Origin of the sequence: Actinopolymorpha rutila (genome assembly GCF_013407855.1) — a bacterium.
Classification (GTDB): domain Bacteria; phylum Actinomycetota; class Actinomycetes; order Propionibacteriales; family Actinopolymorphaceae; genus Actinopolymorpha; species Actinopolymorpha rutila.
The window spans coordinates 1,513,158-1,535,790 of the sequence record NZ_JACBZH010000001.1; the positions used below are offsets into that span (position 1 = coordinate 1,513,158).

Below are 22,633 nucleotides of genomic sequence, written 5' to 3' on the forward strand. Positions count from 1 at the left end.
TTCTGCGCAAGAATTGGTTTATGACGCCCACGAGCGGTGGGTAGTACGTAGCTTCAGCAACTATCCGGTCCTCTGAGACCCTCTCCGCCACCACGACGTTCAATCACAGCCCCACCACCCACCTCCGAAGCTACAAAGATCAGCCTTTTCCGGACTTTCCACCACGCACCGTGCTCAGAATCGTCGGGGGGGCGAACATGCACGTGATCAACGAGGCCGCACCGGCCGAGACGGTAGTCACGACGTCGCCGCAGCGCCTGCTCCTGGTGGGATCCAGTGGCGGCCACCTCGCCCAGCTCCTCGCCCTGAAACCCTGGTGGGAGGGGCGGGAGCGAACCTGGGTGACGTTCGCCACCCAGGACGCCAAGGCGAGGCTCCGCGACGAGCAGGTCGCGTGGGCGTACTTCCCGACGACCCGCAATCTGACCAACCTCCTGCGCAACCTCCTGCTGGCCGTGCGCGTCATCATCCGTGAACGCCCCGACCTCGTCGTCTCCACCGGCGCGGGCGTGGCGTTCCCGTTCTTCCTGGTCGCCCGGCTGCTGCGGATCCGGACCGTCTACCTCGAGGTGTACGACCGGCTCGACAGCCGCACGCTCACCGGACGACTGTGCCGGCCGCTGTCGTCCCTCTTCTGCGTCCAGTGGGAAGAGCAAGCCACGCTTTACAAGGGCTCCCACGTGGTGGGAACCCTCCTCTGAACCAGGCGGAGCAACATGCGAGTCCTCACCATGGTGGGCACCGACCACCACCCGTTCCACCGCCTCGTTCGCTGGGTCGACGAGTGGAGCAGGCGGTTCCCCGCCGACGACTGCATGATCCAGTACGGCACGTCGATGCCTCCCCGGCACGCCCGTGGCCTGGCCTACGCCGAACCCGACGAACTCAACGCCTGGATGGGCAAGGCGCAGGTGCTCGTGTGTCACGGCGGGCCGACCACCATCGTCGAGGCCCGGCGTCTCGGCGGCCGTCCGATCGTCGTACCCCGACGGTCGCGGTGGGGTGAACACGTCGACGACCACCAGTACCTCTTCACCAACCGGCTCGCGCAGACCGGTCAGGTACTCACCGCGTCCACCCAGCACGAGTTCGAGGTCCTGCTGGACGCGGCGCTGGCCGATCCGGCGATCGTCCGGCGCGGCGACACCGACGACGGCCGGCAGACGGCCGCGACCGTACAACGGTTCGGCTCCTTGGTGGCGGGGCTCTTCAGCTAGGACCGACCCTAGATGCCGCGGCCGGCGGAGTTCGCCAGCCGCATCGCGCGGTCGGCGGACACCAGTCGCAGCGCGACCACGATCGCGGCACAGGCGCGCGGGTCACGCGGGTTGAGCCGAAGGGTGTGCCACGCCCAGCGCAGTGCCGACCGCCGCTCGCCGATCGCCGCGTACGCGAACGCCTTCCGGCCCTGCTGCCGTGCCTGGGCGATCGGGTCGGAGCGCAGCACCTCGTGCTTGGCCAGGCCGTAGTCGATGGCCTCGATGATGGTCGTCCAGCGGTCCGAGAAGTACGACTGGCTGCCCCACAACACCTTCACCAGTGGGCGTTCGACAACCGCGATCGGTCCTGACTGCGCTGCGCGGAGTATCCAGTCGAAGTCCTCCCCGTAGCTGCCGGGGATCTTCTCGTCCACCAGGCCGATGCGTTCGCGCAGCGCGTGGGCGCGCACGAGGACCGTCGACGGGTGCGCCTCCATCACCCGGCGGCGGGCGATCGCGGCGGCGACGAGGTCGGAGGCGGCCGGCACCCGCGTGATCACGCGGTTCTCGTAGTGGACCTCGATGCCGGACACGGCCACGTCGGCGCCCGTCGCGGACAGCCGCGCGACCTGCAGCCGCAGCTTGTCCGGCAGCCACTCGTCGTCGTCGTCGCAGAACGCGATCAGGTCCCCGGCGGCGGCGTCGATGCCGGAGTTGCGGGCACCGGCAAGGCCCGGTGTGCGGACGTTGCCGACCACCCGGGTCGACCGGGCCGGCGCGGTACCGGCGTCCACGTCCGTGGCGAGGGAGGTGTCCGGTGGCGCCTGGTCGAACACCACGACGCACTCGACCGGGCCGGGGTAGTCCTGGTCGTGAACCGCTCGCACGGCCCGGCGGAGGAGTTCGGGCCGGTCGCGGGTGGCGATGACGACCGAGACCAGCGGCATGCCCGGTGGCATTGCCGTGGGCGTGGTGGTGGACGCCGCGGTGGAGGCCGTCGTGGTGAAGGGCTCTGGCTGGGTGTTCATCTGATGCTGCTCCGTTCGGCACTGGTCAGCCGGTCGCCGACGGCGACGGTGGCGACGCGCGGCCCCGCGGCCCGGGTGAGCAGGCGGGCGCAGCGGTCGAGTTCGGTCCGGGTGCTGTGGGCGAGGTCGGCGACCAGCAGCACCGCGTCCGCGGCCCGGGCCAGCGCGAAGGTGTCCCTGGCGTCGGGACGGCTGGTGGGCACGCGAGCGTTCACCAGCAGGTCGTCACCGGCGGCGTGGCCGGCCGAAGTCAGAGCGGTACGCAGATGGTCGGCGAGGGCGGCGGTGAGGTCGTCCGCGCAGGGCCCGGTGACGAGGACGACCGGGGGACCGTCGGGCGACGTCCCGGCGGACTCCGCGGCGAGGATGAGGCGGACCTGCACGACCAGCGGGTGCAGGTCGGCGGCGTGACGGTGTCCCGCGGGACGGCGCAGGCTTCGCTGGTCCACGACGGCGACCGGTGCGAGGCCGGTGGCGGCGGTCACCTCCGAGACCTCGTGCACCGCCGGGCGGGCCCACTCGCGCACCGCGCCGACGGCCAGTCCGGCCAGCAACCCGGCCATCAGCCCGGACATCGGCGGCACCTCGGAGTTGTGGCGTTCGGGTCGCTTCGGAAGGGTGGCCGACCGGACGACGGCCGCGGTGTTCGAGCCGGTGAGCGCGGTCTGGGTCAGCGCGTCGTCGAGCTCCCCGATCTGGGCCCGGATCTGCCCGCGGGGCACCAGGTTGGCTGGTGCGGGACTGGGATCACCGGACTTGGAGTCACCGGGCGGCACGTCGCCTGGGACCGGGATGGCGTCCAGCAGGTCCAGGAGGTACGTACGCCGGGAGTCGAGCGCCGTGGCCACCCGATCCGCGCGCGCGGTGAGCACCTTCGTCCGGTAGCCGGCGAACTCCTGGGCCAGCACCTGCGCACCCTGCCGAGCTCGCCGGGGATCGCTGTCGCTGAAGCCGATCTGGTACACCCGGGTGCTCGTGGGTACGGAGATCTCGATCCGGTCGGCGAGGGTCGTGGGGTCGGGGTGGCCGGGCAGCCGGCGGGCGACCGCGGTGAGCACGGGATCCGAACGCAGCAAGGCGGCCTCGGTGTCCTGGGTCCACTCCCGTGGGTCGACGGCGGGTGCCGCCGGGTCGACCGAGATCGCGAGATAGGCCGGCGTCGCCGGCGCGAACACCTCGACCGTCGACTGATAGGTCGGGGGAGTACGCAGCGAACCCAGCATGCCGATCGCGAACCCCAGCAGCCCGAGCAGGCAGCACACCAGCCAGTGCCGGCGGACGAACCGCGAGTACCCCGACGCCTCGAGGGTGTCCGTGGCGTCGTACGGCGTACCGGACCCAGGTCCGGATGCGGGGCCGGTGCCGGGGGTGGCGGCGCGGGCCGCGTCCGCCGCGGTGGCGCCGTTCACCGGCCCACCAGTTCCCTCAGCAACGCGATCAGCCAGGCGGTCCGGGCACGCAGCGGCCGGCCCTCGACCGGCTGGCTGGCAAGGGCGTAGCGGCGGGCGAGCTCGACGAGATAGACCAGCTGGACGGCCTCGGGATCGTCACCGGGCGCACACTCGCCGGTCGCTTCCCGTGCCGCTTCCCGTGCCGCTTCCCTGGCCGAGCCACCTGTGAGCAGACCGGCCCGTGCCCGCTCGGCCGCGGCCGCCTCCCCGTGCGAGCGCAGCACCGACTGCAGGCGGTAGTGCACCAGGTCGAAGCCGAGCGGGACGCCGACGGCGAAGCGTTCGAAGTCCCACAGCAACACCCGGTCGCCGTCCCAGGCCATGTTCCACGGTGTCCAGTCGCCGTGCCACGCACCGAACGTCAGCGGGGTCGACCCGAAGCGCCGCTCCACGGTGGCGACGACCCGGGCGAGCGCCGCCGCCTGGTCCGGGTCGGTCAACGCGGGTGGGCTGGAGCGGGCGCCCTCCCACACATGGCTGCGGTCGAGCGGGTGCCGGGTCGTACCCAGCCGACCGCCGAGCTCGGCCATCGCGGCGGTGGGTACGTCCGGCCGGCTCCATCGGGTGTGCGCGGGGAGCATGGGCTCCAGCACCAGAAGCTCCAGCGAACGCCACCGGCCGTGGTGTAGTACGCGGGGCGCGTGGACGAGCCGGCCGGCCGGACCGGAGGACCAGTACACCCCGAGCGCCTCGGCCTCACCCCGGACGAGCTCGGTGGTCACCGGCGCCGACCCCACCTTCACGAAGGCAAGGGTGCGACCGTCCGGCGAGAGCGCCCGCAGGATCGGCTTGCGATTGGCCCGCGGCGAGCCGACGCCGACGCTGACCAGCACCTCGCTGTCCAGGAGCCGCGAGAGGTGGTCCTCGATCGTGTCGACCGGACCGCCGGCCGGCGCGCTGACGGTGAGCCGGTCCGGGGCGAGCCAGGTCATGGCGCGGTTGCCGAGGCGGGTGCCGACCAGCCGGGCCATGGCGGCGCGGCTGTACCGCTCGCGGCGGGACAGTCCCTGGCTGTACTTCCGGAACAGCTCGCCGGCGGCTCTCGGGGCGTCGACCGGCAGCGCAAGCCGGGGTTGACGCCGGTCGGGCAGCAGCGCGTACTCGCGTACCACCCGGTGCCCGTGGGGCAGCGAGCCCTCGACCCGGCTGCACGCGGGCGCGGGCCACAGCAGCCGGGTGGTCTCCAGCAGCGCCTCCAGCGTGGTCTGGTGGCGGTCCTCGGTGGCCGGGTAGGGCAACTCGCTCATCGCGCAACCACCGCCCTTCGTTCCGTCCGCGGCATCCGGGCCATCAGCCCGACCGCGATCATCACCGTGAACAGCGGGGCGTCCAGAGTGTCGTAGACGAACAACTCGATACCCCAGAAGAGGAGCGCGACGCACCCCGCGATGCTCAGGGCCGTGGGATCTCGCCAGTGCGCGAAGAACCGCCGGGTGAAGAAGTAGAGGAACAGCCCCAGGCCGACCAGTCCCTGGGAGAAGACGACCATCCACAGCTGGCCCTGCGTGCCGAGCGGCGGCACACCGCAGGCGGGACAGTCCGGCGTCGAGCCGCCGGCGATGGAGAAGTAGCTGCCGCGTACTTTCCGGGTGGATCCGAAGCCGAGGAGCGGCGATCCCTCCACCACGTTGCGTACGGTGTCGGTGGCGAGCTGGCCCCGGCGTTCGTTGGAGTGCGGCGCGTTGAGTCGCTCCTGCACCATCGTGCCGAGCGGACTGGCGACGAACGCGACCGCGCCGAGCAGGATCGCCGCGACGACCGCCTGCAACGCCCACACCCTGCCCATCGCCGCCAGCCGCAACGCGATGTAGAGGACGCCGACGCCGAGCGCGCCCCACAGCCCGCGGTTCAGCGAGTAGACCACCGGCACCAGGCTGAGCAGTACGACGAAGGGCGCCAGCCTGCGCCGCCACCCCGCGTCGGGGCCGAACCACGCCAGCAGGAAGAACGGCAGATACAACGAATAGTTGGCGCCCCAGGAGTTGGCGAACGCGAACGGCGCGATCGGCCGGCCTTCTTCGTACCCCAGGATGTTCTGGGTCTCGGCCGCGGCCGGATGGATCATCGGGTTGATGAACGAGTTGGCGGCCACGCCGTGCGGCAGCACCAGCTCCAGCACCGAGCGGAACTCCAACGACGGCACCACGACACCGAGCAGCCCGCCGCACGTGGTGACGACGAACATGAACCCCAGTAGCCGAAGCACCCGCCGGGTCGGCAGCCGGCGCTCGTCGGTGTTCACGACGTAGAGCAGGAACACGGTCGCGGCGAGGTACATCGCGGCACGGAAGCCGAAGACCATCAGCCGCCCAGCGCCGCCGCCACCGGGTTCGCCGGTGGGCGCGTCGCTCCACAACATGGCCGCGCCGGCGAGCATCCAGGCCAGGAACATCAGCCAGGTGCCGAAGCCGCGGGGTACGCGCAGTCCTCGCCGGCGGAGGAGCTCGACGGCGAGTGGCACCGCGAAGATGACGAACGCGAACGACGTGAGGCCGAGTACCCACCACAACGGGAACAGCAGGAACAACGCCGTCAGCGGCCAACCGGGCCGGAACAGCCTCGGGGTGGTCCACGAACCGACCGATCCGGTGCCCACCGGAGGTGTCACCTTCGTGGTCGCTGCCGCTGCTGGATCGGTCGCCGGACGAGGTGTCACCGGTTGCGTTGCGAGCGTGGCGTTGCGCGCACTCTCGTGCTGCTCGTCCCGCACCGGTTGACCTCCCAGAGTGGCTCGCGCGAAGGCCGACCGGCCCGCGGTTCGGGCAGGAAAGTTGCACCGTCGCCAGACTGTGGGACCTGCACGGATCTGCGCGGATCTGCCCCCGATTATCCCCCGAGGATACGAGACCAGCCCGGACGTCGGTGTCGTTCAGAAAGATATGGTTACTTTTCTGGTCGTGGGGGACTTGTGCTGGCACCATGCACTCAGACGCGGTGTCTTGCCGCGCCGGCCGACATCTCACCTCGGACTCTGGGGTGCCGGCGGGGTTTCGTTCCTTGGGGGGAACTCGTGATGCTGCGCCGCATGCGTGTTGCCGCTGCCCTGGTGCTGGTCGCGCTGGCAACGGTCGTGCTGCCTTCGCAGGCTTCGGCGGTCCAGGTTCCGCAGTCGCAGGTCGTCAGTGACGATCCGGTCAACTGGACACCACACGTGCTCGACGGGCGGGTCATGTCGATCGTCCAGGTCGGCGGCATGATCATTCTGGGTGGGGAGTTCTCCCAGGTGAGTTCCGCCGACGGGAAGACGGTCTACAACCGTTCCAACCTGGTGGCCTTCAGTGCCACGACCGGCGTCGTCAGTACGACGTTCAATCCCACGGCCGACGGCGAGGTGACGACACTGATCGTGTCGGCCGACGGTTCGACGGTGTTTGCCGGCGGTTTCTTCGACAACGTCAACGGCCGGCCGGCGAAGAGCCTGGCGAAGATCAACGTTGCCAACGGTCAGTTGACAGCGGGTTTCACCAGCCCGACGCTCACCGGTCGGATCAAGGACATGCGGCTGGTGGGCAGCCGGTTGTGGATCGCCGGCACGTTCACCCACGTCAACGGTCACCCTCAGCCGGGCCTGGCGACGATCAACGCCACCACCGGCGCGTACGACCCCTTCGACCAGGTGCAGTTCGCCGGCCCGCAGAACGGCGGCGTCCTGCAGGTGATGAAGATGGACGTCAGCCCCGACCGCTCCACCTTGATCGCCATCGGCAACTTCACCGTCGTCGGCGGGCAGTCCCGAAGCCAGATCGCGATGCTGGACATCGGGGGCACCTCGGCGTCGGTCGCCAACTGGCGGACCGACTTCTACCCCATGGTCGACAGCAGCGGTAAGACGGTCTGTTCGCCGTCGTTCGACTCCTACATGCGGGACATCGACATCTCCCCGGACGGCACCTACTTCGTCGTCACCACCACCGGGGCCTACTCGGGCGGGCCGCCCAAGGGCTGCGACACCAACAGCCGGTTCGAGACCCGTGCCCGCGGCACCGCCATCACCCCGACCTGGGCCGAGTACACCGGCGGCGACACGACCTATGCCGTGGCCGTGACCGGAGCCGCCGTCTACGTCGGCGGCCACTTCCGCTGGCGCAACAACCCGTGGGCCGCCGACAGGGCCGGTCCCGGCGCGGTGAGCAGGGAGGGCATCGCGGCCCTGGACCCGCAGACCGGTCTGCCGTTCCAGTGGAACCCCGGCCGCACCAAGGGCGTCGGCGTGTTCGACATGCTGGCCACCTCGGCGGGGTTGTGGGTGGGCAGCGACACCGACCGGCTCGGCCACTGGGAGTACCACGCCCGGATCGGGTTCCTGCCACTCGCGGGAGGCACCACGCCGCCGCGGCCGACGGTCGGCACGATTCCCGGCGACGTCTATTCCGTGCCCACGACCGGCAACCAACCGGTCGTCCGTACGGTCACCGAAACCTCGTCCGGCCCCAGCAGGAGCGTTCCCGGTGGCGGCATCGACTGGACGAGTGTGCGCGGCGGCTTCATGCTCGGCAACCAGATCTACACCGGCTGGTCCAACGGGCAGTTCAACCGGCGCACCTTCGACGGGACGACCTACGGCACCGCCACGCCGATCAACCTCGCCGACCAGATCGTGAACGACGCCGCCTGGCACACCGACGTCGCGGCGTCGACCGGGATGTTCTGGAAGGACGGCCGGCTCTACTACACCGTCGGCGGCCAGACCTCGCTGTACTACCGCAGGTTCACCGTGGAGAGCTACGTGGTGGGCGCGCAGCGGTTCACCGCCGCACCGAGCACGTCGCAGATCGACTTCTCCAAGGTGAACGGGATGTTCTACGCCAACGGCCGCCTCTACTGGGGCAGCTCGGTGGACGGCAACCTGCGCCGGGTGGACTTCGTGAACGACCAGCCGGTGTCGGGCACGGTCCGCGTCGTCAGCGGTCCCTCGATCGACGGGCTCAACTGGCGGTCGCGGGCGATGTTGCTGTCGACCCGGGCCGCCCCGGCGGCCAACGACCCGCCGGTGGCGGTGGCCTCGGGCGACTGCCGTTACCTCGTGTGCACGTTCAGCGGTGCGTCGTCGCACGACTCCGACGGCACGATCGCTAAGTACTCCTGGGACTTCGGTGACGGCGCCACCGGCGACGGCGTGACGGTCTCGCACACCTTCGCCACCGCCGCCGACCACGTCGTCCGGCTCACCGTGACCGACGACAAGGGCGCCACCTCGACGACGAACTACACGGTGACCACCACGACGGTGCCGACCGGGGTGGAGTTCGTCGGGGTGGCGGGAGCCAACGCCAACACCACGACCCACCGGGTGACCGTTCCGGCATCGGTGCAGGCCGGTGACCGGTTGCTGCTCCTGGGCTCGTTCAACGACGTGTCGGCGACCGTCTCCGGGCCTACCGGCGTCACCGGCTGGTCCGACGTCGCTCCCCAGCAGACCAACGGCATGGTCACCCGCGCCTGGCAGAAGATGGCGGCGGCCGGCGACGCGGGAACAACGCTCACGGTGACCACTTCCGCCTATGTCAAGGGCGACCTGACACTGCTCGCCTACCGCGGGAACAACCTGGTGGTACTGGGCGCCGCGGGCAGGTCGGAGACCGCGTCGGGGACCACCCACACCACGCCGACGCTCCAGGTGCCCGACGGCACCGCGCCACGGCTGGTCAGCTACTGGGCCGAGAAATCCTCGGCCACGACGGCGCTGACCGCCCCGGCCGGGCAGGAAACGCGCCGCGGTGCGACCGGCACCGGCGGCGGACACGTCACCACGCTGGCGACCGACAGCACCGTCGCCGCCGGCACGGCCACGGCGGGCGGGCTGACCGCGACCGCCGACTCAGCGAGCGCTCAGGCCACCATGTGGTCCTTCCTGATCGGAGTCCAGCCGTGACCTCCCACGAGAACGTCGAGATCCCACCCAGCCGGGGCAGGAGCACCGGGCGGAAGGCGTGCGCCCTGCTGGCCGTCTCGGTGCTCGCCGTCGGCCTCGGCGCGTGCTCGAACTCCTCCGGCGACACGGAGTTCGGGCGCCCGGCCGCGCAGGGCGCTCCCGCCGGGCCACCGCGAGCGAACCCTGCGGCCACACCCACCGCGACGCCCACCCACTCGCCGAAGGTCGAGCAGGTGTCCGGGGACGACAAGTCCGGGCCGAAGGCGCCCAGCCGCGAGCTTCCCGCGCCGGCCAGCCCCACACCCGTACCCGCCAAGGTGTACAGCCTGAAGCCGCGGACCAACACCAGCACTGCCCGGGCGCGCCTGGTCGGGCTGACCGCCGCGCGCGGGCGTGGGGCGGAGACGGTGACGTTCCGATTCGCCGGCACCGAGGTCGTGCCGAAGTACGAGGTTCGCTACGTCGACGTCGTGCGTGCCCACCCCGAGGACGACCCGATCGCGATGGAGGGAAACGCCTACCTCGAGGTGTCGTTCAAGCTGACCAATCCCAACATCCGCGGCCGGCTGGCGGTACCCCCCGACCTTACCCCCGGGCAGCCGCAGGTGCGCGAGATCCTGTTGGTGCACAACGTCGCCGGGAGCCTGAAGTTCGGCGTCGGGGTGACCCGCCGCGCGGAGTTCCGTCTGCACGAGAACAAGGGGAAGGCCAGCCTGGTGCTGGAGGTACGCGACCGGTGAGCATGCCGTGAGTATGCAGGGGGCCGGCACGGGCAAGGACCCGCTGCGGTCGTCCGCGCCGCAGTGGGTGAAGAGCTCGGGCCGGACGGTGAGCGTCACGTTCGGCCGGCTCACCGCGAGCCACCGGTTGCTGCCGTCGTTCCTCGTGGTCGGCGGTCAGCGGTGCGGCACCACGGCGCTGCACCGGGCACTGATCGCCCATCCGGTGGTCGCCGGACCCGTGCTGCACAAGGGAGTCAACTACTTCGACCTCGGCTACCACCGCGGCCCGGAGTGGTACCGCGGCCACTTCCCGCTGCGGGTCACCGCCCGCCGGCGCGCGGCCGGTGCGCACCTCCCGGTCCCCGGTAGCGCGTCCGGGGCGCCCGAACCCCAGGCGATGGAGTCCAGCGGCTACTACCTCTACCACCCGCTGGCGCTGCCGAGGATCAGACAGGACCTCCCGGACGTACGCCTGATCGTCATGCTGCGGGATCCGGTCGAACGCGCCTACTCCGCGTACAAGCACGGGCTGGCACGCGGTTTCGAGACCGAGCCGACGTTCGAGGGGGCGCTGGAGCTGGAGGAGAGCCGGCTCGCCGGTGAGGAGCAGCGGCTGCGTACCGACCCGAGCTACGTGAGCCACTCGCACCGCCACCACGCCTATCTGACGCGCGGGCGTTACGTCGAACAGCTGCGGCGGCTGTACGACGTCTTCGACCCCGGGCAGGTGCACGTCGTCGCGAGCGAGGACTTCTCCACCCGGCCCGAACCCGTCTTCGCGGGCATCCTCGACTTCCTCGGCCTGCCCGCCTGGCGACCGGCGTCCTTCGAGCGCTACAACGCCCGGCCCGGCAAGCCGCTGCCCGAGCCGCTCCGCCGCCGCCTGGACGACCACTTCGCGCCGTACGACGAGGAGCTCGCGCAGCTGCTCGGTCACCCGCCGGTGTGGCGGCGCCCGGCGGTCTCGGTGCGGTCGGCCGACCCCGGCGAACCCGCGCGCTGAGGTTCGCCGAAGGGCTTGCCGGCGTGGGCGGCTCGCCCGCGGCGGGGGAGCAGCACCAGGGCGGCGGCTGCACCGGTGGTGGCGGCCGCCACGGCGAACGCCGGCCCGGTCGGCAGCGCGCTCAGCACCGCGACTCCGAGCGCGCCGCCCACCTGCAGCATGGTGTTGAGCACGGCCGACATCCCGCCGGCGTCGCCGGACTCCACTCCGTCCATGGCGGCGAGGGTGAGCGGAACGAACGCGAGCTCGCGGCAGACGGCGATCAGCGTCATCGGGCCGAGCAGGCCCGTGAGGTAGTGCGTGCCGGGGCCGGCCAGGGCGAGCCAGCCCATGCCGGCCGCACAGCCCAGGCCGCCGAGCCCGCCCAGCAGCCGCGCGGGAAGCCGCGCCGACAGGCGTGCGGCCAGCGGTGCCGCCGCGAGCAGCCCGAAACTGAACGGCAGGAAAGCGATCCCGGCCCGCAGCGGCCCGTACCCCAGCAGGTCCTGCACGAACAGCGTGAGCACGTACGTCGTGGCCAGCAGGGCCGCGCCCATCGCAAACATCGTGCCGCACACCGCCAGCCGGTCACCCGCGCGCAGCGGGGCGTACGGCAGCAGCGATCTCGGTGACCGCGGGTCGACCCGGGCGAACACCGCGAGCAGGACGCCGGCCACGCAGAGAAGGGCGTACGCGCCCGGGTCGGTCCAGCCGTCGGTGGTGAGCCGGGACAGCGCCAGCAGCAGCGCGACCAGCCCGCCGACCGAGGTGGACGTCGAGATCAGCGTGCGGGCCCGCGTGGGGCCACGAGGGGGAGCGGTGGGCGCGCCCGGTGCGGGTGCGGCGTTCTCGGCGGGAAGGCGAGCGGGCACGAGCGCGACCGTGGCCACTCCGAGCGGCACGGTGAGCAGGAACGTCCACCGCCAGCCGTACCCGGTCAGCGCACCGCCCAGCACCATGCCGAGCACGCCGCCCAGTCCGGACACCAGGACCAGCACCGTGAACGCCCGGGTGCGCGCCGGCCCCGCCGCGAACCCGGTGGTCACCAGCGCGAGAGCGGCCGGCATGGCGACGGCGGCGCCGGCGCCCTGCGCGACCCGGGCGGCGATCAGCCATCCACCGCTCGGCGCCAGCGCGCCGGCCAGCGACGCGGCCGTGCACATCGCCGCGCCGGCGAGCAGCACCCGTCTCCGGCCGAGCAGGTCGCCGGCGCGACCGAAGGGGAGCAGCAGACTCCCGAACGCGAGGGCGTACGCGCTCAGCACCCACGCCAAACCGGCGGACGACAGTCCGAGGTCGCGCTGGATCCGGGGCAGCGCGATGGTGACGGCGGTGCCGTCCAGGACGGCCAGCAGCTGGGTGGCGCTGATCAGGGCGAGCAGCCGGCGCGGGCCGGGCAGGCTGGGCAGGCTGGGTTGGCTGGGCAGGCTGGGTTGGCTGGGCTTGCCTGGCTGGTGGAACGAGGGCATGACGACTCCGGTCACGGTGTGCTTGCCGAGTACGGGACGGAGTGGGGGAGAGTCGGCCGAGCCGGCCAGAGGCGCACGCCCGGCGGAGTACCGGAGCGGCATACGGCGGAACGTGGTGAGGAAGAAGGCCCGGGCGGCAGAAGTGGCCGGCGAAGCGGCGGGCCGCGGTGGTCCGGCGGCGTACGCCCGGTCCCACGCACGGACCCTAGGGCTCGGCCCGCCCGGTCCGCAAGCAGTCCAGTCCGCACGCAGCGGTTGCTCCGCCGCGACGGAGCCTGTCGGTGGGTCGCGCTAGCCTGGACGGGCAACCCCGGTTCGCCACGCGAATCGGGGCGTTCGTGGTGTTTCGTGCTGCCCCTCGGGTAGCACCTTCCACCTCCTCTGCACTCCTCCGCACGCGAAGGAACCCATGAGCCTCACCGGACTCGTCGAGCTCGTCGTCGCCGATCCCGCGCTCGCCGCCGCCGTGGAGACCGCACGGGCAGGCGCCGGCGCCCCGCTGGATCTGACCGCACCCAAGGCGCTGCAGCCGTTCGCGATCGCCGCCCTGGCCGCCGCACCCGACCACGGCGGTGCCGGCCGCACCGTCCTCGCCGTCACCGCCACCGGCCGGGAGGCCGAGGACCTCACCGAGACGTTGCAGAGCCTGCTCGGTGACCAGCAGACCGCCGCCTACTACCCCGCGTGGGAGACGCTGCCGCACGAGCGGCTGTCCCCGCGCTCGGACACCGTGGGCCGCCGGCTGGCCGTCCTGCGCCGGCTGGTGCACCCGACCGAGGAGACCCCGGCACCGAAGGTCGTGGTGGCGCCGGTACGCAGCGTGCTCCAGCCGCAGGTGAAGGGCCTCGCCGAGTTGGAGCCGGTGTGGCTGCACGTCGGCGACGAGATCGACCTCGACGACCTGGTGCGCCGGCTGGCGGGCGCGGCCTACACCCGGGTCGACCTGGTGGAGCGGCGCGGCGAGTTCGCGGTCCGCGGCGGCATCGTGGACGTCTTCCCGCCCACCGAGGAGCACCCGCTGCGGGTGGAGTTCTTCGGCGACGAGGTGGAGGAGATCCGTTCGTTCAAGGTCGCCGACCAGCGGTCGCTGGACAGCACCGAGCAGCAGCGCCTGTACGCACCGCCGTGCCGCGAGCTGCTCCTCACCGACCAGGTACGCGAGCGGGCGGCCAAGCTCGCCGCGGCCCACCCGGAGCTGGCCGAGCTGTTCGAGAAGCTCGCGAACGGCCACGCGGTGGAGGGGATGGAGTCGCTGGCCCCGGTTCTGGTCGACGACATGGAGCTGCTGGTCGACCTGATGCCCGAGCGCACCCACGTCGTGGTGGCCGAGCCCGAGCGGGTCCGCAGCCGGGCGCACGACCTGGTGGCGACCAGCCAGGAGTTCCTGGAGGCCAGCTGGGCGGCCGCCGCCGGTGGCGGTGAGGCGCCGATCGACCTCGGCCCGGCGGCTTACCGCACGCTGGCTGACGTACGCCGGCACTCCCTGGACACCGGGCTGGCCTGGTGGAGCGTCTCGCCGTTCGCCCTGGAGCCGGACGACGCCCCGCCGACCGCGCCGCTGCGCACCGAGACCGGCGAGATCGTCGCGCTGGACGTCGACGTCGACACCGGCGCGGTGGAGTCGCACGCGATCGCCGCCCGTGCGGTCGACACCTACCAGGGCGACACCGAACGCGCGCTCGCCGACGTACGCGACTGGATCGCGCGCGGCTGGCGGATCGCCTTCGTCACCGAGGGCCACGGGCCGGCCAACCGGATGGTGGAGGTGCTCCGCGGCAACGACCTGCCCGCCCGGCTGGACGAGGACCTCGACCACGCGCCCGAGCCGTCGGTCGTCCACGTCACCTGTGGCCGGATCGACCACGGGTTCGTGGCGACCACCGCGCAGGCCGTCGTGCTCACCGAGGCCGACCTGGCGGGCCGGTCGGGTGCGTCCACCAAGGACATGCGGCGGATGCCCGCCAGGCGCCGGCGCACCATCGACCCGCTGGAGCTCACCCCGGGCGACTACGTCGTGCACGAACAGCACGGCGTGGGCCGCTACGTCGAGATGTCGCAGCGCACGGTCGGCACCGGCCAGCACCGCACCACGCGGGAGTACCTCGTCGTCGAGTACGCCCCCTCCAAGCGGGGGCAGCCCGGCGACCGGCTGTTCGTGCCCACCGACCAGCTCGACCAGGTGACCCGCTACGTCGGCGGCGAGCAGCCGAGCCTGGACCGGATGGGTGGTTCGGACTGGGCCAAGCGCAAGGGCCGGGCGCGCAAGGCCGTGAAGCAGATCGCCGGCGAGCTGATCAAGCTGTACGCCGCGCGCCAGGCCACCCAGGGCCACGCCTTCGGCGCGGACACCCCCTGGCAACGCGAGCTCGAGGACGCCTTCCCCTACGTCGAGACGCCGGACCAGCTGGCCACCATCGAAGACGTCAAGCTCGACATGGAGAAGACAGTCCCGATGGACCGGCTGATCTGCGGCGACGTCGGCTACGGCAAGACCGAGATCGCGGTGCGGGCGGCGTTCAAGGCGGTGCAGGACGGCAAGCAGGTCGGCGTCCTCGTCCCCACGACGCTGCTCGTCCAGCAGCACTACTCCACCTTCGCCGAGCGGTTCGCGCCGTTCCCGGTGACCGTGCGGGCACTGTCGCGCTTCCAGACCGACAAGGAGGCCGAGGAGGTGCTGCGCGGCCTCCTTGTCGGTGAGATCGACGTGGTCATCGGCACCCACCGGCTGCTCGGTCAGGAGGTGTCGTTCAAGGACGTCGGGCTGATCGTGGTCGACGAGGAGCAGCGCTTCGGCGTCGAGCACAAGGAGAAACTGAAGGCGCTGCGGGCCAGCGTCGACGTGCTCACCATGTCGGCGACGCCGATCCCGCGCACGCTGGAGATGGCGATCACCGGCATCCGGGAGATGTCCACGATCATGACGCCGCCGGAGGAACGGCACCCGGTGCTGACCTTCGTCGGGGCGTACGACGAACGCCAGGTGGTGGCCGCCATCCGTCGCGAGCTGCTGCGCGAGGGCCAGGTGTTCTTCGTGCACAACCGGGTCAACACGATCGAGAAGGCGGCGGCCCGGATCCGGCAGCTGGTGCCCGAGGCGCGGGTCAGCGTCGGTCACGGCCAGATGGGCGAGCACCAGCTGGAGGAGGTCATCTCCGACTTCTGGGAGAAGCGCTCCGACGTGCTGGTCTGCACCACGATCGTCGAGGCGGGCCTGGACATCTCCAACGCCAACACGCTGATCGTCGAGCGCGCCGACCTGTTCGGGCTGTCCCAGCTGCACCAGCTGCGCGGGCGGGTCGGCCGTGGCCGGGAGCGGGCGTACGCCTACTTCCTCTATCCCGCCGAGCGCCCACTCACCGAGACCGCCCACGACCGGCTGGCCACCCTCGCCCAGAACACCGAGCTCGGCGCCGGCATGGCGGTGGCCATGAAGGACCTGGAGATCCGGGGCGCGGGCAACATGCTGGGCGGGGAGCAGTCCGGGCACATCGCCGACGTCGGGTTCGACCTGTACGTCCGGCTGGTGGGCGAGGCGGTCGCGGAGTACCGCGGCGACACCCCCGAGGAGGAGAACGACGTCAAGGTCGAGTTGCCGATCGACGCGCACCTCCCGCACGACTACGTGGACAGCCAGCGGCTGCGGCTGGAGATGTACCAACGACTGGCCGCAGTACGCGACGAGGCCGAGGTCGACCAGGTGGGGGAGGAGCTCGCCGACCGGTACGGCACCCTGCCCGAGCCGGTGGTCAACCTCCTGGAGGTGGCGCGGTTCCGGCTGCACGCCAGGCGGGCCGGGCTGACCGACGTGACTCTGCAGGGAAACCAGGTGCGATTCGCGCCGGTCGACCTGCGGGAGAGCCAGGAGCTGCGGCTGATGCGGCTGTTCCCACGCACGATCGTGAAGCGGCCGGCGCACACCATCCTGGTTCCCCGCCCGGCCACCGCCCCGATCGGCGGGCAGCCGCTGCGGGACGTCGAGCTCCTGAAATGGGCGCACGACCTGGTGGACGCGGTCCTGCTGGACGCCCCCGTGGGCGCGTCCTCCTCCGGCTGACAGCGCAGAAGCGGCAGCGGACCAACCGCCGGCGGACCCTCCGGGCGGGCTTCGGGCTGTCTGCCTTGATCGACTTTGGCCTGTGCTGGTTGGAGTTATCACGCACTGTGCCCGGAAGGCGGCATTGCGGCAATCGGTTATGGTTGCGACGGCTTTGGACCCGTGTCCGTGGGGAGGACGGCGCGGGGGTGTTCGTATCTTCCAGGAGTAGTGCCGATGCCCGACGACCATCTGTCCGCCTCGCGGGCGTACGACGACCACGCGGTGCCCGACGCGGGTGAGCTCGCCTCGGTGGAGCGCTCCGACCGGTGGCGCCCCGGCCGGCACCGCCGGCCCCGACCGACGCTGGTGGTCGCCTCGGTGCTCTCCAGCGTCGTCGCCGCGGGTGCCGCCGCGACCGGTGTGGGCTGGTACGTCCTCGGCGGAGGGCACGACGAACGGGGCACGCTGGCCGCCTCGACTCTCCGCCCCGGCGGGCCGACGCAGGCGCCGGCGCCCACCGGCGCGGTACGCGGTCCCCTCGGATCCACCGCCCACGCGGCGGGGGAGGGGTTGTGGACTGCTCAGATGCTGCCGGCTCCGTTCCTGCCCGCCGCCGCCCAGCGTCCCGGTGCGGCCGGTGTGAGCCTGGCGCTGCTGGGACTGCCGGCCACGCTCCCGAACGCCCAGCCGAACACGCTGCCGAACGCGCTGTCGAACCCCGGTCCCGGTGCGCCGACCTCCCAGGAAGTGCCGCCGGCGACGTCGCCGTTCGTGCTCGCGGGCGGCCCGCCGATGGCGCCAGGCGTGACCGGGCCCGGCACCGCCGCACCGCACACCGCGACGCCGGGACAGACCCGGACACCCGAGCGGCCGGGCGGCCGCACGGGTGATCCGACGGCAACGGGTACGCCGACGCCCACGGCCAGCCCGACGCCTACCGACAAGCCGGAGCCGACGCGGTCGCCGACGAAGGATCCCTCGCCGACAAGTACGCCGACGCCCACCAGGAAGCCGGAGCCCACCAGGACGCCGACGCCCACCAGGACGCCGGAGCCGACGCGGTCGCCGACCAGTGACCCGACGCCCACCAAGAAACCGTTGCCGAAGCTGCCGCTGCCGCTCCCGAAGTCACCTACTATTCCGGTGCCGGACCTTCCATAACTTCCATAACTCGACATCTGCGACAGGTGCCGCCCACTGGGCCGAAACGGGACCGAACACCCTCGACCGCCAGCAACTCAAACTGGGAGAAGCCGTGGCGCACGACGACCGAGACGTACTCCACCACGACGACGGTCGTCACGACCATGCCCTCTGGGACGAGGAGGCGGACCGGCCGCGCCACCGGGGCAGGCGCCCGCTGTCGCGTCGCCTGATGGTGCCGGCGCTGGTGGCGACGGGCGTCCTGGGTCTCGGTGGTGGTGCGGTCGCGCTGAGCGGCTACTTCCAGTCCGCCGACCCGACTCCCCGGGCCGGGCAGGAACGCGTGGTGGCCGACCCGCCGCAGGGTGCCGGTACGCCCGACCGAGCCGCCGACGCGCCGGCCGCGAAGCCGGCCCCCACCCCGACCAAGCGGGTGAAGGTGCCGTCCGAGGCCACGCCGGTGCGCACCACCACTTCGAAGAACGCCGCCCCGGCGGACAGGCCGGCCGCTCCGGCGCCCGGCAGGCGCGAGCCCGCCGGCGCCCCCGAGCCGAAGGCGGCCGGGAAGGCCGAGCAGCCGAAGGCACAGGCCGACTCGCCACGTCCCCGGCGTACGGTTCTCCGCACTCGTGGGCCGGCGACTCCCGCGCACACCACCAGGCCGGACACCGACTCGGCGGCCAGGAGCACGAGCCAGGAGTCCGCCTACGAGGACCTGGTGGTCCAGCTGACCAACGCGGCCCGCGCGCGCGTCGGCTGCGCAGCGCTGCGGGTGGACGACCGGCTGCGATCCGTCGCGCACGCGCACTCCTACGACATGGCCGCCCGCAACTACTTCGGGCACAACACGCCGGACGGCAGGACACCCTGGGACCGCATCCGGGCCGCCGGTTACGGCGCTCCCGCCGCGGAGAACATCGCCCGTGGCCAGCAGACACCGCAGGACGTCACCCGGGCCTGGCTGAACAGCGAGGGCCACCGCAAGAACATGCTGGACTGCAGGATCAAGGCGATCGGCGTCGGCACCCACATCGGGTCCGGCGGCCCGTGGTGGACGCAGGACTTCGGTTACCGCTGAGCCTCGCCCACCTGCTCCGGCGCCGGATCGGTGACCGTCGGCAGCGACCTGGCGTAGCACCGGTTGCCGGGTGCGTCGCGGTGCAGACCGTACGACGGGATCGGCGTGTATCCCGTAGACAGGTAGAGCGTGATCGCCTCCGGCTGGCCGAGCCCGGTCTCCAGCACCATCCGGGTCTTCCCGGCCGCGGCGGCGGCGTGTTCCAGGGCGGCCAGCATCCGGCGGGCCAGGCCACGGCCGCGGGCATCCGGTGCGACGTACATCCGTTTCACCTCGGCGTCGCCGGCCCGCAACAAGGTGTACGGCGGGGTACGCCAGCCCGCGCATCCGACCGGCCGGCCGTCGAGGTAGCCCACGAGGAACAGCCCTGCCGGCGGGTCGAACTCGCGCGGGTCGATCGGTGAGCGGTCGATCCCGCCGTAGCGGACGACGTACTCCTGCTGCACCTGCTCGGTCAGCGTCTGGGCATCGGGATGGTCGAAGCCGACCGTGCGCAGCTCCACGCGGGCAAATCTAACCGTCCCGGCCCGGACCCGCGCCGCCCGGCCCACTGGCCCCCGGTCGCCCGCAAGGCCGCCGCTGTGGTCTGATGTTTGGGATGCCCGGTCGGTCGTGACCTCACGTGTGGCCGACGTGACCGGGACACCAGTGCACTCCCATGGAGGTTCACGCGCATGTCCGCAGTACCCAACGTCACCCTGAACAACGGTGTGGAGATGCCGCAGCTCGGCTTCGGCGTCTGGCAGGTGCCCGACGAGGACGCCACCGCCGCCGTCCGCACCGCGATCGAGGTCGGCTACCGCAGCATCGACACGGCCGCGATCTACGGCAACGAGGAGGGCACCGGCAAGGGGATCGCCGAGTCCGGCGTCTCGCGCGAGGAGCTGTTCGTCACCACCAAGCTGTGGAACGGCGAGCAGGGCTACGACTCCACGCTCGCGGCGTTCGAGGAGAGCATCCGCCGGCTCAAGCTCGACTACGTGGATCTCTACCTCATCCACTGGCCGGTGCCGAGCCAGGACAAGTACGTCGACACCTGGCGGGCGTTCGAGAAGCTGTACGCCGACGGGCGGATCCGCTCCATCGGCGTGTCCAACTTCAACCCGCACCACCTGCAGCGGCTGTTCGACGAGACCACCGTCGTCCCCGTCCTGAACCAGATCGAGCTGCACCCGTACCTCATCCAGGAGAAGCTGCGGGCGTTCGACAGCGAGCACAACATCGCCACCGAGGCGTGGAGCCCGCTGGCCCAGGGCGGCGAGCTGCTGAAGGACGCGGCGATCGCGGCGCTGGCGGAGAAGTACGGCAAGACCGCCGCCCAGATCGTGCTGCGGTGGCACATCCAGCTCGGCAACGTCGTCATTCCGAAGTCGGTCACTCCGTCGCGCATCGCGGAGAACTTCGACCTGTTCGACTTCGAGCTGTCGGCCGCCGACCTGGACGCCGTCACCGACCTGAACCGCGACGAGCGGACCGGCGGCGACCCCGACACGCTGGGTTCCTGAGCCCGGAGCCTGGCCCCATGGGGCACTGACGTAGGAAACAGGCGGCGGCCCGTCCGGTGAGGACGGGCCGCCGCCTGCGTTTCGTCGTGCGGGGCGTGCTGGGGGTGCGGGGGCGGGACGGTCAGCGCAACTGGGTGATCGCCTCGACGAGCAGCCAGGCGCCGAAGACGGCGAACAGGGCCGAGGCGCCGTACCGGATCGTGCGCTCGGGTAGTCGCCGGCCGAGCTGCTGGCCGATCAGGATGGCGATGGCGTCGGCGACCACCATCCCGACGGTCGACCCGAGCCAGGTGCCCAGCCAGCCGTGCTGGGTGGCCAGGGTGATGGTGGCCAGCATGGTCTTGTCGCCGAGTTCGGCGAGGAAGAACGCGACGGAGACCGCGATCACCGCGGACTGCTTGGCCCGCCGGGCCTTCTGCTCCTCGTCCTCGGAGAGGCTGTCGCCGCGCAAGGTCCACCCGGCGAAACCGAAGAACGCCAGCGCGGCCACCAGCGAGATCCAGCCGGTGGGCAGGTTGGCGCCGAGGAAGTAGCCGACGCCCACCGACACCGCGTGCACCACGGCCGTCGCGACGGTGATCCCGACGAGTACGGGGAGCGCGCGGTAGCGGGTGGCGAAGGTCAGGGCCATCAGCTGGGACTTGTCGCCGAGCTCGGCCACGAAGATGACGCCGAAGCTGAGTAAGAAGCTGGCCGTCAGGGCGTCCATGGGGAGTGTCGCTCCTCGATCAGGCCGGACCGAGGGATGCGACCTCGACCCGGGCATTTCGCCTGGTCGAAGGTCTCGCCCGCCTGGTGGAGGCTGCCGGGCCGGGCGCCACCTGTGAGGCGGCTGCCAGCGTGTCGACCGCGGCATTGGGGGCTACTCCCCTTCGCGTCGTACAGCCTGTCGCGGACCGCCTCGATTGTCAACCAGTTGCGCAAGTGACGAACTGTTGTGGGCCAGCTCACATCCGGCCGTCCACTCACCGGGTGGATACGGAAGAATCGGCGGCGTCATGGTCAATTCTGCCGATCCGCCCGAGCCGACCGGGCAGCCCGCGCTGTCCGGGCCGCAGCTACGAGCGGCGGCGGAGACGTTCGACCTGCTGTCCTCGCCCACCCGGCTGCACCTGGTGTGGCTGCTCGCCCGGCACGAGTACGACGTGGGCACGCTCGCGGAGACCACTGGCGCCAACGTCGCCGCGGTCAGCCAGCACCTGGCCAAGCTCCGGCTGGCCGGCCTGGTGACAGCACGGCGCGAGGGCCGGCGGCAGATCTACGCCGTGGAGGACCCGCACGTCCTCACCCTGGTGGACCAGATCTTCGAGCACATCGCCCCGGACGGCTCGCTGGCGCCGGACCCGCCCACGCCACGACACCCACGCCGATCCTGAGGCGGCGCAGTCCGCGCTCAGGTGATCGTCTCGCCTGCCTCCCATGCCGCACCTGAGGCACTCACGGGATCGTCTCGCCTGCCTCCCATGCCGCACCTGAGGCACTCACGGGATCGTCTCGCCTGCCTCCCACGCCCACGCGGCGATCCCCACCCGGTTGCGTACGCCCAGCTTCCGCTGGATGTTCGCGATGTGGGTCTTGGTCGTTCCCGCGGAGATGAACAGGTCGGCGCCGATCTCGGCGTTCGTCTTGCCGGCGGCGACCAGGCGGGCCACCTCGACCTCCCGGTCGGTCAGCGGCTCGACCGGGGGAGCGGTGCGGGTGCGCCGCCGCTGGGCGAGGTGGCGCAGCAGGCGCACGGTCACCGACGGACTGATCAACGTGTCCCCGGCCATCGCCGCACGCACCGCCTCCACCAGCAGCGTCGGACCGGCCCGCTTGAGCAGGAACCCGCAGGCGCCGTACGCCAGCGCGGTGTGGACGTACTCGTCCAGGTCGAACGTCGTCACCACCACCACCCGCAGCGGGTCGGCGACGTCCGGCCCGGCCAGCGCCCGGGTGAGTTCCAGGCCGTCCAGTCGCGGCATCCGGATGTCGGCGATGACGACGTCCGGCCGCAGGTGCCGTGCCTGCTCCAGCGCCGAGGCGCCGTCCGCGGCCTCGGCGACCACCTGCATGTCCGGCTGGGAGTCCAGGATCAACCGGAAGCCGCTGCGGATGTTCTCCTGGTCGTCGGCGATGAGGATCCGGGTGGCCACGCCGGTCATCGTG

The 22,633-nt window shown here is 71.7% G+C and carries 18 protein-coding genes; 10 read left to right on the forward strand and 8 right to left on the reverse strand.

The genetic code is table 11. The features are described 5' to 3' along the window. Nucleotides 1-197 precede the first annotated feature (197 nt). Nucleotides 198-701 carry a PssD/Cps14F family polysaccharide biosynthesis glycosyltransferase gene (pssD, locus tag F4554_RS06705; RefSeq protein ID WP_179786583.1) on the forward strand — a complete coding sequence of 168 codons (504 nt, stop codon included), beginning with the start codon at nt 198-200 and terminating at the stop codon, nt 699-701. A gap of 15 nt (nt 702-716) precedes the next feature. Continuing rightward, nucleotides 717-1,217 (forward strand): glycosyltransferase, encoded by a 501-nt coding sequence (locus F4554_RS06710; protein WP_179786584.1) that lies wholly within the window; start codon nt 717-719, stop codon nt 1,215-1,217. 8 nt (nt 1,218-1,225) lie between these two features. Here the strand turns inward: F4554_RS06710 and F4554_RS06715 are convergent, their stop codons facing one another. Genes F4554_RS06715 through F4554_RS06730 form a run of 4 tightly spaced genes read right to left on the reverse strand, consistent with a single transcriptional unit; the run spans nt 1,226 to nt 6,274 of the window. Continuing rightward, on the reverse strand, nt 1,226-2,227 hold the full coding sequence (locus tag F4554_RS06715; RefSeq protein WP_202889174.1) for a glycosyltransferase family 2 protein: 1,002 nt from the start codon (nt 2,225-2,227) through the stop codon (nt 1,226-1,228). Then, nucleotides 2,224-3,636, reverse strand: a complete 1,413-nt coding sequence (locus tag F4554_RS06720) for a YveK family protein (protein ID WP_179786585.1) — start codon at nt 3,634-3,636, stop codon at nt 2,224-2,226. Before F4554_RS06720 ends, F4554_RS06715 begins: the two co-directional genes overlap by 4 nt. After that, the gene (locus F4554_RS06725) at nt 3,633-4,925 is read right to left on the reverse strand and encodes a phosphotransferase (RefSeq protein ID WP_179786586.1); all 1,293 of its coding nucleotides are present in this window, start codon (nt 4,923-4,925) and stop codon (nt 3,633-3,635) included. The genes F4554_RS06720 and F4554_RS06725 overlap by 4 nt, the downstream gene beginning before the upstream one ends. Next, on the reverse strand, nt 4,922-6,274 hold the full coding sequence (locus tag F4554_RS06730) for a hypothetical protein (protein WP_337795902.1): 1,353 nt from the start codon (nt 6,272-6,274) through the stop codon (nt 4,922-4,924). Before F4554_RS06730 ends, F4554_RS06725 begins: the two co-directional genes overlap by 4 nt. Nucleotides 6,275-6,703: 429 nt before the next feature. Between F4554_RS06730 and F4554_RS06735 the strand changes: the two genes are divergently transcribed. The 3 genes from F4554_RS06735 to F4554_RS06745 are packed head-to-tail and all read left to right on the forward strand — an operon-like array spanning nt 6,704 to nt 11,275. Then, a complete protein-coding gene (locus F4554_RS06735; protein WP_202889175.1) occupies nt 6,704-9,550 on the forward strand; it encodes a PKD domain-containing protein in 2,847 nt (948 codons plus the stop codon). Continuing rightward, entirely contained in the window at nt 9,547-10,290 is a 744-nt protein-coding gene (locus F4554_RS06740) for an AMIN-like domain-containing (lipo)protein (RefSeq protein ID WP_179786588.1), read from the forward strand. The genes F4554_RS06735 and F4554_RS06740 overlap by 4 nt, the downstream gene beginning before the upstream one ends. Nucleotides 10,291-10,303: 13 nt before the next feature. Then, nucleotides 10,304-11,275: a sulfotransferase family protein gene (locus F4554_RS06745; protein WP_179791337.1), complete on the forward strand. Its 972-nt coding sequence runs from the start codon at nt 10,304-10,306 to the stop codon at nt 11,273-11,275. On the opposite strand, the gene F4554_RS06750 is transcribed toward F4554_RS06745, so the two are convergent. After that, on the reverse strand, nt 11,206-12,825 hold the full coding sequence (locus tag F4554_RS06750) for an MFS transporter (protein ID WP_179786589.1): 1,620 nt from the start codon (nt 12,823-12,825) through the stop codon (nt 11,206-11,208). The two genes, F4554_RS06745 and F4554_RS06750, sit on opposite strands and share 70 nt — an antisense overlap. Before the next feature lie 307 nt (nt 12,826-13,132). Here F4554_RS06750 and mfd point away from each other — a divergent pair, with 307 nt between their 5' ends. From mfd to F4554_RS06765, 3 genes are all read left to right on the forward strand, one after another. After that, nucleotides 13,133-16,777: a transcription-repair coupling factor gene (gene mfd, locus F4554_RS06755; protein ID WP_179786590.1), complete on the forward strand. Its 3,645-nt coding sequence runs from the start codon at nt 13,133-13,135 to the stop codon at nt 16,775-16,777. A 216-nt stretch (nt 16,778-16,993) separates the two neighbouring features. Continuing rightward, complete coding sequence (locus F4554_RS06760; RefSeq protein ID WP_179786591.1) at nt 16,994-17,920, forward strand: hypothetical protein; 927 nt, start codon at nt 16,994-16,996, stop codon at nt 17,918-17,920. A gap of 94 nt (nt 17,921-18,014) precedes the next feature. Then, nucleotides 18,015-18,980 (forward strand): CAP domain-containing protein, encoded by a 966-nt coding sequence (locus F4554_RS06765; protein WP_179786592.1) that lies wholly within the window; start codon nt 18,015-18,017, stop codon nt 18,978-18,980. Here F4554_RS06765 and F4554_RS06770 read toward each other — a convergent pair. After that, nucleotides 18,971-19,483, reverse strand: coding sequence for a GNAT family N-acetyltransferase (locus F4554_RS06770; RefSeq protein ID WP_179786593.1), 513 nt, complete (start codon nt 19,481-19,483; stop codon nt 18,971-18,973). The genes F4554_RS06765 and F4554_RS06770 overlap by 10 nt on opposite strands. Nucleotides 19,484-19,654: 171 nt before the next feature. Here F4554_RS06770 and F4554_RS06775 point away from each other — a divergent pair, with 171 nt between their 5' ends. Then, entirely contained in the window at nt 19,655-20,485 is an 831-nt protein-coding gene (locus tag F4554_RS06775) for an aldo/keto reductase (RefSeq protein ID WP_179786594.1), read from the forward strand. 121 nt (nt 20,486-20,606) lie between these two features. Here F4554_RS06775 and F4554_RS06780 read toward each other — a convergent pair whose 3' ends face one another. Continuing rightward, entirely contained in the window at nt 20,607-21,194 is a 588-nt protein-coding gene (locus F4554_RS06780; RefSeq protein ID WP_179786595.1) for a TMEM165/GDT1 family protein, read from the reverse strand. 289 nt (nt 21,195-21,483) lie between these two features. Here F4554_RS06780 and F4554_RS06785 point away from each other — a divergent pair, with 289 nt between their 5' ends. Then, nucleotides 21,484-21,861 (forward strand): ArsR/SmtB family transcription factor, encoded by a 378-nt coding sequence (locus F4554_RS06785; protein WP_179786596.1) that lies wholly within the window; start codon nt 21,484-21,486, stop codon nt 21,859-21,861. Nucleotides 21,862-21,966: 105 nt separating this feature from the next. Here F4554_RS06785 and F4554_RS06790 read toward each other — a convergent pair whose 3' ends face one another. Continuing rightward, nucleotides 21,967-22,629, reverse strand: a complete 663-nt coding sequence (locus tag F4554_RS06790; protein WP_179786597.1) for a response regulator — start codon at nt 22,627-22,629, stop codon at nt 21,967-21,969. Nucleotides 22,630-22,633: the final 4 nt, after the last annotated feature.